Genomic DNA, 14,870 nt, shown 5'->3' on the forward strand with positions numbered 1-14,870 from the left:
TTTACTCCTTTTCTGAACTTTAAAACCTGCTACATAATTTAAATTACTTAAAACTATGTTAATTTTATTTTTAAAATTTTTACCAAAATTATTTTATTTCAGTAATCCAATACTAAATTATATATGCAAGAGTTCTATCAAATTATAGATTATTTTCAAAAAAAAGTCAATTATATATCAAAATTTTTTATTAAAAATTCTAAAACCTATATAACAAAACAAGGGCAATAACTTCTACCCTTGATTTATAATTTTATTTTTGATTAATTACTTTGTTTATACATTAGCCATCCATTAAAATATAAAGATGTACTGTCACTTCCACTTACTCTTCTAATTTGGCCATTTTCCAAATACCATTTGTTTCTATTCATAACAGCGTTATAATTTTTTTCTTCAGCAAGATTTACAGTTACTGTTACAGGCCCTGTATGTCTTAAAGAACTTCCATTATTAATTACACAGTCCTGAAATGAAATATCAGCCATATATCCGTGCTGTGCATACGAATCTTCTACAGTATCAGTATCGAATGCCGATTCACTGGCACTAGGATTTATACAATAACTTCCTTTTTTTACACCTACTGGACTTTTTACAACTAATTTTTCGTTACTTTCCTTAGGTGTCTCTTTTTTTTCTTCAACTTTTGGCTGTTCTACTTTTTTTGGTTCTTGCTGTTGCACAGTTTCAGGAGTTTGTATATTTGTTACAGCTGGTATATTTTGATTTTGTGATATTGCTGCCATTTCTTTTTTCAGATTTTCTTTTTTCTTCTTATTCTGGCTTCTTAGATAAAAAATTCCAGATCCAACTAAAACAATAAATATTGCAACTGCAGCTGCTAAAATTGTTGTCATTCTATTTGAAATATATTTTTCTTCAACATACTCTTCTTCATCTTCCTGCTCATTTCCTTTTGGGTCACTTGTATTTCTAATAGGTTTTTCCGCTTTACTTGTATTTGTAGCACTACTTCCTGCACCACCACCATAAACTGTTTTTTCCAGCTCTTCCTTCTGTTTTTGTAAATCCTGGATTTCCTTCTGACGTTTCAATTCTTCTATTTCTTTTTTCAACTGCTCTTTTACATTTTCACCAAATTGGTTGTCATCCATAATATCCTCCCATAAAGATTAACAATATTTAATAACAGTAATTTTTATACTGTAATCATTAGATTCTTCTACATATCCAGGTTAAATGTCATCACTTTATTAAAATCTGAATTTGCTTCATCAGATTGAGTCCATTCACCATTTACATTTGTATATGTCAAATCAAACGTTTTCTCAGAATATTTTAAATTGGAATCATTTAATTTTTGGTCAATTAATTCCTTCATCCATTTCATCGTTTGCTGTTCTATTGCCTCTTCCGATTTCCCTTTCAACTGTTGTGCATTATCAGCCGCTTTTTTATTAACGAGTGTCTTTATTTCTGATAAATCAGGATACTTCATTGTTACATTTAAAACAACTTTTCCTTGAGTTTCAGTTGCATTATTTATTTTGTAGTTAATTTTTTTGTATGCTTCCTTAAATAAATTCATTGAATCAAGTTCATTTTTATCTGTTGTTATCGATGAATAATCACCCTTCTGTAAAATATTAATCACTTCTTTTAATGTGTTTTCTGCCGCTTCTTTTCCACTTCCTCCAGCTGTATTTGTTTGCGATGTTGTTATACTTGCCATATTCTGACTTTGTAAGATTGTCGAAACTGCTGATTTTTTTGCACTTTCCTTTTTTTTCTTGTTTTGTGCATTAATATAAAAAATTCCTGAACCTATAATAACGATAAATAATGCCGCTATACCAAATAAAATCATAATTTTCTTATTCGAGAATGATTTTATTTCTTCTTTTTCATTCACTTCATTTTTTTCCTTGACTTCTTCATGCTTTTCGTCTGTACTTCCTCCTATGCTTCCAAACATTGTCTTTTCAAGTTCTTCTTTTTGTTTTTGAAGTTCCCGTATTTCTTTCTGACGTTTTAATTCTTGAATTTCTTTTTCTAATTCCTCTTTTGATTGTTCATTAAATTTTTTATTATCCATAATATATTCCTCCTAAAAATCATATCCATCTTTTACAGTAATTATTATACCATAATGTCTTAAAATTTTCAAGTTATTATAACAGAATATTTTTTACTGTAATAATTATAATTGATTTAATTAGAAAAAATTAGATAATTGTATTCTACATTTGATAATTGAATAACATCACTCTATTAAATTGTGGATTGTCTCTTTCTAATTCCCAATTTCCATTTTGCTTTACATATACCATATCAAATGTTTCTTCTAAACACTTTAAATTGTTGTAATTTAATTTTTCATTTATTACTTCTTTTAAAAATTTAATACTTTGTTTATCCACTTCATCATTTGATTTTCCAGCTAGCTGTTGTGCTTCTTTTAATACTTTATTTTGGATTTTCAAAATTTTTTAAATAATTTATTTTAAGAAATATTATCTTCCCCATTTTTCAGGATTCTTACTCCATTCCAAAGCAACTTTCGCTTCTTCCTGTGTCAAATAATCTGTTTGAGCTAATAATTTTATTAAAACATCAAAATTTGAAAGTGAACTAAATTTACAATTATATTTTGCATAATTTTCTTTTGCACTATCAAATCCATAAGAAAAAATTGATTTTACTTCTAGTTCCTTCACTTCTTCCTTTTGAAGCACATCAACTGCAATAAGGCTGCTTTTACCTGTTGTAATCAAATCTTCAATTACAACGACTTTTTTCCCTTTAACCTCTGAACCTTCAATCTGTTTTCCTGCGCCATGATCTTTTGGTTTATTTCTCACATATGCAAGAGGTTTTTTCATTCTGTCAGCAATAAATGCAGCCCAAGGTATTCCAGCAGTTGCAACTCCTACAATCACATCCACATTTTTGTCAATTCTTTCAACAAATGCTTCTACAATTATATCTCTCTCGTCTGAAAATCCTAATACATAACGATTATCGCAATAAATTGGACTCTTTATTCCAGATGCAAACGTAAAAGGCTCTCCTACATTGATTTTTACTGCCTTCACATCAAATAATGCCTTTGCCACTTTTTCTTCCAATGTTAAATTAGCCATTTTATCATTTCCTTTCAAATTTTGATTTTTTGTTTTATTTCTAAGACTATTTATTAGTTATTAACATATAGGTAAACTATTTACTCTGAAAATTTAATTTCTTTTCCTTTATGAATATCATTAATTTTTCCATTTTCATAAATAATTTTTCCATTTACAATTGTCATTGTGTTTTTTCCTTTTAATTTCCAGTTTTCATAAGGAGTCCAGCCACATTTTGATTCAATTGTGTCATCTACACCGACAATCCACTCTTTTTGTGTATCAACTACAATTATATCAGCAAAAAAACCTTCCTGCAGCTTTCCTCTTTTTTCAATTTTCATTATTTTTGCAGGATTTTCACACATTAACTTTTGTATTGTTTCAAGTGATATTTTCCCTTCGTTAGAGGCATTTATCATAAGTGCAAGTGAAGTTTCGACTCCTGGCATTCCAAATGTAATTTTTTCCAATTTTTCACTTATTAGATGTGGTGCGTGATCTGTTCCAATTGTATCAACTTCTCCTTGATTTATTGCCTCCCACAAAAATTCATTATCAGATTTTTCTCTTAATTCAGGTTTCATTCTTAGAAGCATTTTATTCCGCTCTGTACTTTCACGAATCTCAGTATTTAAAAATAAATGATGAGGGGTAACTTCAGCATAAATTGGATGTTCTTTTGTATTCAAATCATCATTTTTTTTGGCATTTATAACTTTTTTCAATTCATTTTCTGATGGGATATGACAGACATAAAGCCCTTTTCCACAATTTTTATTTAATTCTATTGCTTTGTCAATCATTTCATTCTCAGCGTGAACCAGTACCAATTCAGAATTTTCAAATACCTTTCTCAAAATTTTATCATCTTCAATAAGCATCTCTCCAGTTGTTACATTCATAAAAATTTTTACTGTGTTTGCTTCGCCATTTCTCAAAACCTTTTTTATTTCCTCAATGTTATCATTTTTACTTCCACCAAAATGGAATCCAAAATTTACAATTGACTTTTTACTTGCTAATTTTTTCTTTTCCAGCAAATTTTCTAACGTTGTGGTCGTCGGAATTGTGTTTGGCATATCATAAAAAGTCGTAATACCAGCTTTGGCACACGCACGTGAACCTGTTGTAAAATCCTCTTTGTACGTAATTCCCGGCTCTCTCATGTGTGTATGCACATCTATAACTCCTGGCATTACTAACTTTCCTTCAATATCAATAATTCGTGCATTTTCATTATTTTTAAATCTACTTTCATCAATATTTTCAGAAATTTTTTCAATAATTTCTCCATTTATCAAAATTTCAATTTTTTTTCCAAAAATATCTATTCCATTTTTTAGAATGATAATTTTATCATCTTCCATTTTTGCTCCTAAATTTTATAAAATAGACTCAAACTCCTTTAATTATACAATAAAATTAAACAAATTTATTTTTGAATATACTGAAGGAGCTTTACTAGAGTATCGAGTTTTTTATTTTCCTTCTAAACTTTTTAACATTCTTTCCATTCTTATAAGTTGAAGTCTCATTTTTTCATCTGCAGAAAGATCTTTTTCTGTATTTTTTCTACTTTTTTCTTCTGCTTTTTGTCGTTTTGTCTTAACAGGTTTTTTCTTTTTTTCTGTTCTTGCAGGTGCAGCTGATCTTATATCTTCTGCCTTTATTTCATTATTTTCTGGTGATGAAGTCAATGTTTCTGGAGTTGCACTTTCTACTTCCTCATAATTTTTTTGTACTTTAGAGACTTCTTCTACAGTAGATTTTTCAGTTTCTTCATTTTGAACTTGTTTTACTTCTATTTTCTTTGGTGTTTGAGCTTTTGTATTCTTAATTTCACTATATGCTGCCTGACTTGTTAAAAATACTCCTAATAATAGTAATAATGCTTTGTTTTTCATAATTTTTCTCCTTCTATATCATTTTATTTTTATAAGTTTACTTATTATTTTACCATATCTTTACAATATTTGTAATTATTTTTGTAAAAATTTATAAAATTTATAATGCTTCTGAAATTTCCTCCAAAATTAATTTTGCACTTTCTGCTGGATTTACAGCCCTAGTTATTGGACGCCCGACTACAAGAAAATCTACCCCCTGTTTTATCGCATCTGCTGGCGTCATAATTCGTGTCTGGTCATCATTACTTTTCCCATCAGCATTTAATGTAAATTTAGGACGTACCCCAGGACAAACTGTTACGAATTTCTCTCCTAATTTTTCCTTTACATCCTTTGCCTCCTGCGGTGAACACACAATTCCATGCATTCCATTGTTTCTAGCAAGTGTTGCAAGATTCAAAACAATTTCCTCTAATTTCGAGTCACTTTTAAACATTTCAAAAATGTCATTTTCTCCCAAGTTTGTCAAAATTGTCACTCCAATTAAAAGGCTTTCTGATTTACTTTCCTTTACCAATTCAGCAACTTCTCTCATAGTTTTGCTTCCATTTGAACAATGAATATTAAACATAAATACATTTTTTTTAATAGCATTCGCACAAGCCATTTTTACAGTGTTTGTAATATCGTGAAATTTTAAATCCAAAAATACCTTTTTCCCCTTTTCGTGCAAATAATCTATTAATTTTCCATCTGTATTAAGATAACTCTCAAGTCCAACTTTATACATTGAAATATTATCTCCAAGCTTCTCTACAAGTCTTTTCGCATCTTCCATGTTATCATAATCTAGTGCAACAAATATTCTATCTTTTGCTCTCTCATCAATTCTAGCCATTCTAATCTTCCTTCCTTTTAACTTCCTTTATTTCAAACATTCCCATAAAAATTAGAATCAAAATTTCTAAAATAAATATTGGAATTGCAATAAAAACAGCTGTTTAATGTATATTCATAATTAATGCTGCCATTAAAATCTGAAAGACAAAAATAATTCCCCATGCTTTAAAATGAAGTGTTATTCTGTAGTTTTGATTATCTGATTCCACATTTATAACTTTTTTAGGAGTTTTTATTAAAAAATTATTGCATACTTGAAGTGTCTGTTCTCCATAGTCTACATCAATTTCTGTTTTTTCATTAAATTTTACTTCTACAATTTTTTCATCATTTATTTTTAATTTAAACCTATCTCCTGCACTATTAGAAGATATTTTTGATTCTATAATTATTTTAGGCATTGATCTTTCCTTTCTTTAATAAACTATTCTTAAATTATTGAATTTGTATTTCATCTTCCAAAATTACTTTTTCACAATAAAAACATTTATATTTCGATTTTTCTTCCAAATTATTTTTATCTAAATTTTCAGAATCTTCTTTTATACGAATAAATTTTGTTTCAATATTTTCGTGATTTGAAATACATTTTGGATTATCACATTTCATAAGTCCGATAACTTTATCCAATTTTTCTAATTTCGACTTTTCTACAACTTCATAATTATCAATTATGTTTATTGTGACATTTGGAGCTAGCAGTGAAATATTGTTTAATTCCTTTTCTTCTAATATTTTTTCCTCAATCTTTATAATCCCTTTTCTCCCAAGTGAGCTGCTTGGCATATTTGTTGCGACTGTGATTCTTTCACTATATTCCTTTAATTTTAAAATTTCTACAATTGCAAAAACTTTTTCTGACGGGATGTGATCTATTACAATTCCATGTTTTATTGCCCGTATCAGTAATTCTCTTCCTTCAGACATAACCTTTTCCTTTCTTAGAATATAAATTTTCTATTTTAAAATAATAAATTTACAGAAAAAACTCCTTATCTTTTTTTAAAACAGCCATCATCATTGCCTGTCTTACAGGAATCCCATTTTTAGCCTGTTTAAAGTATAAAGCATATTTTGTGTTATCTAAATTTGTATCAATTTCATCTACTCTTGGCAAAGGATGCAAAATTATCATATCATCTTTACATTTTCCTTCGATATTTTCACGGTTTATAACATAAATACCCCTTACTTTCTCATAATCTTCAATATCTGGAAATCTTTCCTTCTGAATCCGAGTCATGTAAAAAACGTCAATTTTATCAAGACAATCCCTGAAATCCTCTAAAATTTCATATTTTATCCCATTTTTTTTCAGATCTTCCAATAAATAATCAGGCATTTGCAAAATTTGTGGTGCTACAAAATAAATTACTGATTTAAAATGTGTAAGTGCCTTTACTAATGAATGAACTGTCCTTCCATACTTCAAATCCCCAACAAATGCAATTTGTAAATTTTCAAGTGTCCCTTTTTCCTCTAAAATTGTGTACAAATCGAGTAAAGTCTGGCTAGGGTGCTGATTAGAGCCATCTCCTGCATTAATTACAGGTTTTTGTGATGTTTCTGAGGCAAGCCGCGCTGCTCCGTCAAACGGGTGTCTTACAACTATTACATCTGAATATGCTTCCACCATTTTTATTGTATCTCTAAAGGATTCCCCTTTTTTTACAGACGACTGCTCCACAGGCGGTAATGATAAAACATTTGCACCAAGCCGCATTGCAGCAGATTCAAACGACATTTTAGTACGTGTACTTGGCTCAAAAAACAAAGTAGAAATTATTTTCCCACGCAAAAACTTAAATTTTTCCTCTTCCGAACAGTCTTCAATCTTCCTTGCCAGCTCTAAAATATCAAGAATTTCCTTTTTCCCCATATCATTCATAGAAATAATATTTTCCACCACTATCTCTCCCTTGAATTCTTATTTTTTCCTAAATTTATGATAACAAATTTTAATACCATTTGCAAACTTTTCTTTGAATAATAATTTTTTTATATGCTTGGATAAAATTAAATAATCATAACTACTATATTTAATACTAAGCCCCCTTTTGAAAATAGGAATAAATTTTTATAATAGAGTTGTTTGATAATTAATTCATAATCATTCAACTAAATTGTTTTTTATTATTTTTTGGACATTTTATTAATAAATATTTTTTCATATTACTATGTTTTTTCTTTTTTATTTTCGTAGGATTGCTATTGCCTTTTTATTTTCGTAGGATTGCTCATTGCCGCAAAACCTTATCTTGCAGTAAAGGTTTGTCCTAATAATCAAAATTATGGCAAGAATTGCTACGCAATAACCTATTGGCTAGTCTACGACACTTTCTGCACTGACAAAAAACTCGCTATGCTCAGACAGTTTTGCCAGCACAGAAAAATGCTCCGACGGATTAATTTATACTAGAATCTGTTTAAAAAGTGAAAATTATGTTTTAATCATTTGAAAATATTAAGTTTATATCCTTTAATTAGAAAAATTTGTAATAAATTCCTTATTTAAATGAGGTTTAGTATAACTTTAAAAACTTTGATACAAATAAAAATAGAGGGAAAAATTAAAACTCCCTCTTTATTTTCTATAAAAAAACTATTTTAATAACATCATCATTAATGGCAAAAAAGCTACTACTATTACTAATATTAACTCTTTATTTGTAAGTTTGAATTTTTTTAACAAAATATGCTTTAATACTAAAATTAAATAAAATATACTTATATATAAAAAAATGCCCATTTTTTTTAAAACAAAATATTTACTATATTCTTGTATGACACTATCTAAAGTTTTAAAAATAATAAACCAAAAAATAATAGTTATGAAATTTCTTTTTATATTATTTCTTTTTAATAGAAAAGAGTATAGCTTTTCTAAAATTTCACTTATTTTTTTATTATCATTATAATTTTATTCTCCTATTCAATAGTCGTATTTTTTCCATTTTACAAATCATTTTCAATTTGTTTTATAACTTTCGCAGGAACTCCACCCACAACACTATTATCAGGTACATCTTTTGTAACAACTGCCCAGCCGCAATAACAACATTATTTCCTATCGTAACACCAGGCAAAATTGTGCAGTTCCACCAATCCAAACATCATTTCCTATATTTACTGGCATTCCCTGTGCTTTTCTTTCCCGTCATCCTTTTAGAGAAATCGGATGTCCCACTGTTGTTATTAATGTATTAGGCCCAATCATACAGTAATCTCCAATTCTAACTTCTGCAATATCCAGAATTGTAACATTGTAATTTGCTAAAAAATCTTCTCCCACATGAATATTTTTCCCATTATCACAGTTGAAAAATGGCTGCACAGAAGCATTATTTTTTACTGTTCCAAAAAGATCCTTTATAGCGGCAAGCTGTTTTTCATTATCCATCGGATCAATCGAATTGAGTATTTGACATTTTTTCAATGCATTTCCTTTTATACCTGCCACTTCTTTATCATAAAAATTATATTCTAGTCCCGCTTTTAATTTTTCCAGTTCTGTCATTTTCCCTCCTTTACTTTTTAAAAACTATTTTAAGTACTTACTTCCCTCTTCCAAAATCTTTATTTGACAAATTATTTCCTCATCTTTAATAGTTTTTTCTTTACCATTTTTTATTGCCTCATATAAATCATCATAAACTCTACCATAATCACCTTTTTCAGAAATTACTTTTTCCTCATGATAATTTCCTTTTTCATCATAATAAATTAACGTCCCATAATGTTTTGGCAAATCTATTCCAAAATCTGCATTATCTGGCATATAAAACAACTTCAAATGTTCTTCCTGCCTGTCTTCTGTTTCTTTTATAAAGCACCCTTTAGTCCCATATACAATAAATGATGCTCTAGGTTTTATTCTAAAATAGCTTCCTTTTAAACTTACTTTTAAACTTTTGCCATTTTCTCTTTCATAAAACAAGTCCATATCATAATAGTCATTCATCCGATTTGTCCCAAGAAGCTGCCTTACATCATAATGAACTTTATCAGGATTGCCGTATCGTGAAATTATCTGATCCAAGACATGCGTCCCATGCCCATATAAAAATGTATTTGCTTGTTTCCCATCATATTCCTTCACATTTTCAGGCACTTCTGCCCTGTAATAATCATAATTAGATTCAATTTCTAAAATTTCTCCTAATTTCCCGCTTTCAATCACTTTCATTGTAGTCAAAAAATCACTGTCAAATCTTCTATTGTGATAAGGCTGAACAATTAGCCCTTTTTCCTTAGCTAACCTAAATAACTCCTGTGCTTCTTCCAATGTTTCAACAAAAGGCTTTTCCACAAGGCAGTTTTTTCCATGTTCTAGCACTTCTTTAGCGTATTTATAATGCATGTCAGATCTTAGGCAAATAACAACCAAATCAATTTCAGGATTATTATACAATTCTTCAATTTTATCGGTATAATGAATCCCGTCTATTCTCTCCCAAGTCTTATTTTCCAAATTATTTGTAACAATGGTCTTCACTTTTATTTTATCTTTTCTTTGCATTAAAAATGGCAGATGGTATCTGTTTGCACTTTTTCCATTTCCAATAATTCCTATCGTCATCATAAAAATCATCCTTTCTAATCAGTATTATAAAAAATTAGAGTAAAAAATACATAAAAAAATGAATTGGCTGTATATAGCCTAATTCTCTACTCTGACTTTAAACTAAGATTTCTTTTAAAATATTATATAATTTAAAAGAGAAAAATTCAAATAAAATATCACAAAATGATTTTTATTCTAAAAATTTCCCTTTTAAACAATTTATAATTTTTTAGTATCTTTTACAATTCTTTTCCATTGCTTTCAATTACTTTCTTATACCAGTAAAATGAGTCTTTTTTGCTTCTTTCCAGCGTTCCGCTTCCATCGTTATTTTTATGCACATAAATAAATCCATAACGTTTTTTCATTTCCCCAGTTGTGAATGAAACCAAGTCAATACATCCCCAAGGAGTATATCCCAAAAGTTCCACACCATCAATTTCAATCGCTTTCTGCATTTCTTCAATGTGTCTTCTTAAATAATCAATTCTATAATCATCGTGAACTTCGCCTTTTTCATCCTTTACGTCAATTGCTCCAAAACCATTTTCTACAATAAATAAAGGCTTGTTGTATCTTTCATACATTATGTTAAGAGCGTATCGAAGTCCAACAGGATCAATTGGCCAGCCCCAGTCAGATTCTTTTATGTATGGGTTTTTAACACTTCCAACTAATTTGTCCCCACTTTCCACATCTGATTTATCTGCCTTGTCAACTGACGACATATAATAGCTGAATCCAATATAATCAACAGTTCCTTCCTTCAAATCAATCAGATCCTGCGGCTCAATATGTATGTTAAATCCTTTTCTTTCCCACATTTTCTTAGTATAGGCAGGGTATTCTCCTCTTACATGAACATCAAGAAAGTGCCATCTCTTATGCATTTCTTCTACAGATTTCATCATATCGTCAGGATTGCATGAATATGGATAAATCGGTACGAACGCAACCATACATCCAATTTCAAAATCAGGATTTATTTTTTTACCAGCTCTTACGGCTCTCGCACTTGCAACAAACTCATTATGAACGACTTGATACATTGTTTCCTCACGGTTTTCGCCATCTTTGTAAGTAACTCCAGAACAAGTGAATGCAAATATATCAACATCAAGATCTGAAGCCTGATTATTGATTTCATTAAATGTCATCCAGTATTTTACTTTATTTTTATATCTTTCAAAAACGGTAATTGCAAATTTTTCAAAAAAATCAATTACTTTTCTGCTTCTAAATCCGCCATAATTTTTTACGAGATTATACGGAATCTCAAAGTGCGACAATGTAATTACAGGCTCAATTCCATATTTTAATAATTCGTCAAACAAATCATCATAAAATTGAAGTCCTGCCTCATTTGGCTGTTCGTCATCTCCATTAGGAAAAATTCTGCTCCATCCGATAGAAGTTCTAAAACATTTAAATCCCATTTCCGCAAACAATGCCACATCTTCCTTATATCTATGATAAAAGTCTATTGCTTCATGATTTGGATAATTTTTTCCTTCTATTATTCCATCAGTAATTTCTCTGGGAACTCCATGTGCTCCAGCAGTTATTACATCCGCTGTGCTTGGTCCTTTTCCACCTTGATTCCATCCACCTTCAAGTTGATGTGCCGCAACCGCTCCACCCCACAGAAATCCTTCTGGAAATCCTTTATTTATCATTTTTATCCTCCTAAATTGTATTTGTTAAGATAGCATTTTGTAAAAATTTATCAACTTTTATTAGTACACCATTTTTCAATTTTTACTTCCTTTTATTACCTTCTGATTAATACTTTCCCATTTAAAAAAGTTATATTTAATTATTTTGGAATATTGATTTTTATCCCTTGTTAAAAAAGTCTTTAATAACTTTCTTATTCAACGATGTTTAATCTAAATCCCTTTATTATGAATACAGGGTACTCACACATAAAATAATATTTTTATACACAATCGTCCTGTTGATATATTTCAAGATTCAATCTAAAACTATTTTTGTTCCAATCTCTTGTACACTTCGATAAATTCTTTTGCCAGTTCCTTAAACAAAATTGCCGTCATCAAATGATCCTGTGAATGTACCATAATTAATCCAACATCAATTTTTTCTCCTCCAGCTTCCCTTACAATCAAATCTGTCTGTAATTCATGTGCCTTCAGCATTTCCTCAGTAGATTGCTTCATAAATTCTTCCGCTTCATCAAACTTCCCTGCCTTCGCCGCATTCATAGCCTGATAAGCCAAACTTTTAGTTTCTCCTGCCTGTCCAATCAATGTCATTGCAATCATTTCAATATCCAATATTTCTTCAGCCATAGTAAATCCTCCTAAATAATTATTTTTTAGTTTTATCAAATTTTATATTAAAATTTCTTCTTAATTTTGTTATAACACACGTTTCCCTGTATGTCAATTTTTCATACTTTTAATTCATTTTTCGTCTATTTTTGTTAATTTTATTATTAATTAAAGCATAAATCCGATATTCTATGAAAATAAACGATTTACAATTACATCTTTTTTCGTGTATAATATATATTGAAAATTTTAAAAAAATATAAATTTATAATAAAATATTTCACAAAATCTTTATTAAAGGAGAAAAATCATATTATGGATATTTATGCACCAATTAACAAACATTTTTTAGAAAATAAAAAAATAAGAATTTCATTTTCAAAAGTATTGAATAAAAAAGAAAAATATTTTTTAAAGTTTCTTTTTATGGAATATAAGTTGCTGGAAAAATTTGAGAAAGCGACTATTTTACAAGATGTTGATTTAAATGAAATATTAGATGTGCTTAAATTTTCTACATTTGAGCAATTGAAAAAATTTTTGGATAATTTACAAGTGAAAAAGCTGGAGTTCTCAATTTTTAGTAATGATAAAATTGTACTTTACGGACGATTTCCAATTTTGGTGTCTTACAATATTGTTTATTCCAAAATTGAATTTCAATTTGCAAGAGAAATTCAAAATGCTAGGAAAAATAATACTTTATTCTCACTTCTTAGATTTGATTTTCTGGTTTTTATGGGAGATGAGGCTACTTATAATTTTTATGCTTATTTAATTTCTGATAAAAATTATAATAATGATACTGTAATTACATTAGAAAGACTAAAAGAAATGTTTGATACTGGGGATAAATATGAGCGTTTTTTTGACTTTGAGAAACAGATCTTAAAAAAAGCAATTGAAACTATAAATCTTTTTTCTGACATTAAGGTTGTCTATGAAAAAATTAAGGTTGGAGAACATGTAAATAATAAAGTGGAAAAAATCCGTTTTAAGATAATTGATAACAGTAAATCTTCCGAAGAGAAAAACAGGGAACTTGTTCAGCATATAAACAGCATTATGGACTTGATAAAAAATGATATAAAAGATTTTCATGCCACTTATGAATTGATAAAAAAGTATATTTTGAAGAAAAATTACGATTACGTTTATACAAATGTTATTTTTACAAAAAAGCAATTTAAAAACAATATAGAAAAGCAGTTAAAAAAAGTTTTGCTGCTTGATTTGGGACAATCCTTAAAAAATAACTTAAAACATGAATCAGAGGTTTTGAACATAAAAAGAAAATACCGTACTCCTTTTTTTCTTCAGCTTGATATATCCAATCTCATGCGTCAGAATCATTTGGAAAATGAACTTAGAGTACTAGTTGACGATGGATATTTTAACGAAATTCTTACTTTAAAAAATGAACAGATAATGGAACAGAGCTTTACTGACTTCAAAATCTATATAAAGTACTTCCAAAATGCTAAAAGCCAAATAAAAATCATAAAATTCCTATAAAAATTTTATTTTTTTTTGGAATAATCATTTAAAATAATAAACGAAAAAATATATATTTTTTTATCGTTTATTCTAGTTTTTATTTTATAAAAACTTATTTTTCCAATATTTAAAACAGATTATAGACGAAAAAATATTATTTTTTCATAAAATTTGACTTCTAAAAAATTGGTGGTATACTATGAATGTGAAAGAAAATAAAACAATAAAAATAAATTTAGAGAAGAAAGAAGAAAGGATGATTAAAAATGAAAAAAATTTTATTATGCTGTGCAGCAGGAATGTCTACTAGTCTATTAGTAAACAAAATGAAAGCTGAGGCTGAAAAAAGAGGAATTGAAGCTGAAATTTGGGCAGAGCCTCTTGATAAGGCAAAAGAAGAATTTCCAAAAGCTGATGTTATTCTATTAGGACCACAAGTTAAATATGCTTTACCTGAAGCAAAAAAAATCGCTGAAGAAAACAACATTAATATAGATGTAATTAACATGGTTGACTATGGAATGATGAATGGGGCAAAAGTTCTGGATCAAGCGTTAAATTTAATTAAATAGCTCAATTTATACTATACTTTTGTTAGAGTTCAAATATCGGTAAAAATGATTTTAAACCATGGATACCGGTGTTTGTTTTTATAAAAGAAAATTTATTTTTCATA

Annotated in this window: 16 protein-coding genes and 1 pseudogene; 2 read left to right on the plus strand and 15 right to left on the minus strand. The window is 28.6% G+C overall.

The window, feature by feature from the left end:
* Positions 1 to 263: 263 nt before the first annotated feature.
* The 15 genes and pseudogenes from HMPREF1552_RS04195 to HMPREF1552_RS04260 all read right to left on the minus strand — a co-directional run bounded on the left by HMPREF1552_RS04195 (position 264) and on the right by HMPREF1552_RS04260 (position 12,715).
* Positions 264 to 1,118: a hypothetical protein gene (locus HMPREF1552_RS04195; RefSeq protein WP_021743853.1), complete on the minus strand. Its 855-nt coding sequence runs from the start codon at positions 1,116 to 1,118 to the stop codon at positions 264 to 266.
* Between the two features lie 68 nt (positions 1,119 to 1,186).
* Positions 1,187 to 2,059: a hypothetical protein gene (locus HMPREF1552_RS11575; RefSeq protein WP_021743854.1), complete on the minus strand. Its 873-nt coding sequence runs from the start codon at positions 2,057 to 2,059 to the stop codon at positions 1,187 to 1,189.
* 145 nt (positions 2,060 to 2,204) lie between these two features.
* Entirely contained in the window at positions 2,205 to 2,447 is a 243-nt protein-coding gene (locus HMPREF1552_RS04205) for a hypothetical protein (protein ID WP_021743855.1), read from the minus strand.
* A gap of 30 nt (positions 2,448 to 2,477) precedes the next feature.
* The gene (gene pyrE / locus HMPREF1552_RS04210; protein ID WP_039901153.1) at positions 2,478 to 3,107 is read right to left on the minus strand and encodes an orotate phosphoribosyltransferase; all 630 of its coding nucleotides are present in this window, start codon (positions 3,105 to 3,107) and stop codon (positions 2,478 to 2,480) included.
* 80 nt (positions 3,108 to 3,187) lie between these two features.
* Positions 3,188 to 4,459, minus strand: a complete 1,272-nt coding sequence (locus tag HMPREF1552_RS04215) for a dihydroorotase family protein (protein WP_021743857.1) — start codon at positions 4,457 to 4,459, stop codon at positions 3,188 to 3,190.
* A 111-nt stretch (positions 4,460 to 4,570) separates the two neighbouring features.
* Positions 4,571 to 4,996, minus strand: coding sequence for a hypothetical protein (locus HMPREF1552_RS04220; RefSeq protein ID WP_021743858.1), 426 nt, complete (start codon positions 4,994 to 4,996; stop codon positions 4,571 to 4,573).
* 100 nt (positions 4,997 to 5,096) lie between these two features.
* Positions 5,097 to 5,837 carry an orotidine-5'-phosphate decarboxylase gene (gene pyrF / locus HMPREF1552_RS04225; protein WP_021743859.1) on the minus strand — a complete coding sequence of 247 codons (741 nt, stop codon included), beginning with the start codon at positions 5,835 to 5,837 and terminating at the stop codon, positions 5,097 to 5,099.
* A gap of 103 nt (positions 5,838 to 5,940) precedes the next feature.
* The gene (locus HMPREF1552_RS04230; RefSeq protein ID WP_021743860.1) at positions 5,941 to 6,240 is read right to left on the minus strand and encodes a hypothetical protein; all 300 of its coding nucleotides are present in this window, start codon (positions 6,238 to 6,240) and stop codon (positions 5,941 to 5,943) included.
* A gap of 34 nt (positions 6,241 to 6,274) precedes the next feature.
* On the minus strand, positions 6,275 to 6,766 hold the full coding sequence (gene pyrI, locus HMPREF1552_RS04235) for an aspartate carbamoyltransferase regulatory subunit (RefSeq protein WP_006803821.1): 492 nt from the start codon (positions 6,764 to 6,766) through the stop codon (positions 6,275 to 6,277).
* A gap of 49 nt (positions 6,767 to 6,815) precedes the next feature.
* Positions 6,816 to 7,745, minus strand: coding sequence for an aspartate carbamoyltransferase (gene pyrB / locus HMPREF1552_RS04240; RefSeq protein WP_039901168.1), 930 nt, complete (start codon positions 7,743 to 7,745; stop codon positions 6,816 to 6,818).
* Positions 7,746 to 8,815: 1,070 nt separating this feature from the next.
* Positions 8,816 to 8,966: pseudogene (locus HMPREF1552_RS13005) on the minus strand (DapH/DapD/GlmU-related protein); the annotation flags it as partial.
* Between the two features lie 30 nt (positions 8,967 to 8,996).
* Positions 8,997 to 9,356, minus strand: a complete 360-nt coding sequence (locus HMPREF1552_RS12760; protein WP_021743863.1) for a maltose acetyltransferase domain-containing protein — start codon at positions 9,354 to 9,356, stop codon at positions 8,997 to 8,999.
* A gap of 24 nt (positions 9,357 to 9,380) precedes the next feature.
* Positions 9,381 to 10,421, minus strand: coding sequence for a Gfo/Idh/MocA family oxidoreductase (locus tag HMPREF1552_RS04250; protein WP_039901155.1), 1,041 nt, complete (start codon positions 10,419 to 10,421; stop codon positions 9,381 to 9,383).
* A 221-nt stretch (positions 10,422 to 10,642) separates the two neighbouring features.
* On the minus strand, positions 10,643 to 12,079 hold the full coding sequence (locus HMPREF1552_RS04255) for a 6-phospho-beta-glucosidase (RefSeq protein WP_021743865.1): 1,437 nt from the start codon (positions 12,077 to 12,079) through the stop codon (positions 10,643 to 10,645).
* 309 nt (positions 12,080 to 12,388) lie between these two features.
* On the minus strand, positions 12,389 to 12,715 hold the full coding sequence (locus HMPREF1552_RS04260; RefSeq protein WP_026746104.1) for a PTS lactose/cellobiose transporter subunit IIA: 327 nt from the start codon (positions 12,713 to 12,715) through the stop codon (positions 12,389 to 12,391).
* Between the two features lie 297 nt (positions 12,716 to 13,012).
* On the opposite strand from HMPREF1552_RS04260, the gene HMPREF1552_RS04265 reads away from it, so the two are divergent.
* Both HMPREF1552_RS04265 and HMPREF1552_RS04270 read left to right on the plus strand, forming a co-directional pair.
* On the plus strand, positions 13,013 to 14,212 hold the full coding sequence (locus HMPREF1552_RS04265) for a replication initiation protein (RefSeq protein WP_039901156.1): 1,200 nt from the start codon (positions 13,013 to 13,015) through the stop codon (positions 14,210 to 14,212).
* Between the two features lie 248 nt (positions 14,213 to 14,460).
* The gene (locus tag HMPREF1552_RS04270; RefSeq protein ID WP_021743867.1) at positions 14,461 to 14,766 is read left to right on the plus strand and encodes a PTS sugar transporter subunit IIB; all 306 of its coding nucleotides are present in this window, start codon (positions 14,461 to 14,463) and stop codon (positions 14,764 to 14,766) included.
* The last annotated feature ends 104 nt before the right edge of the window (positions 14,767 to 14,870 follow it).

The organism is Leptotrichia sp. oral taxon 879 str. F0557, assembly GCF_000469385.1.
Taxonomy (GTDB): domain Bacteria; phylum Fusobacteriota; class Fusobacteriia; order Fusobacteriales; family Leptotrichiaceae; genus Leptotrichia; species Leptotrichia mesophila.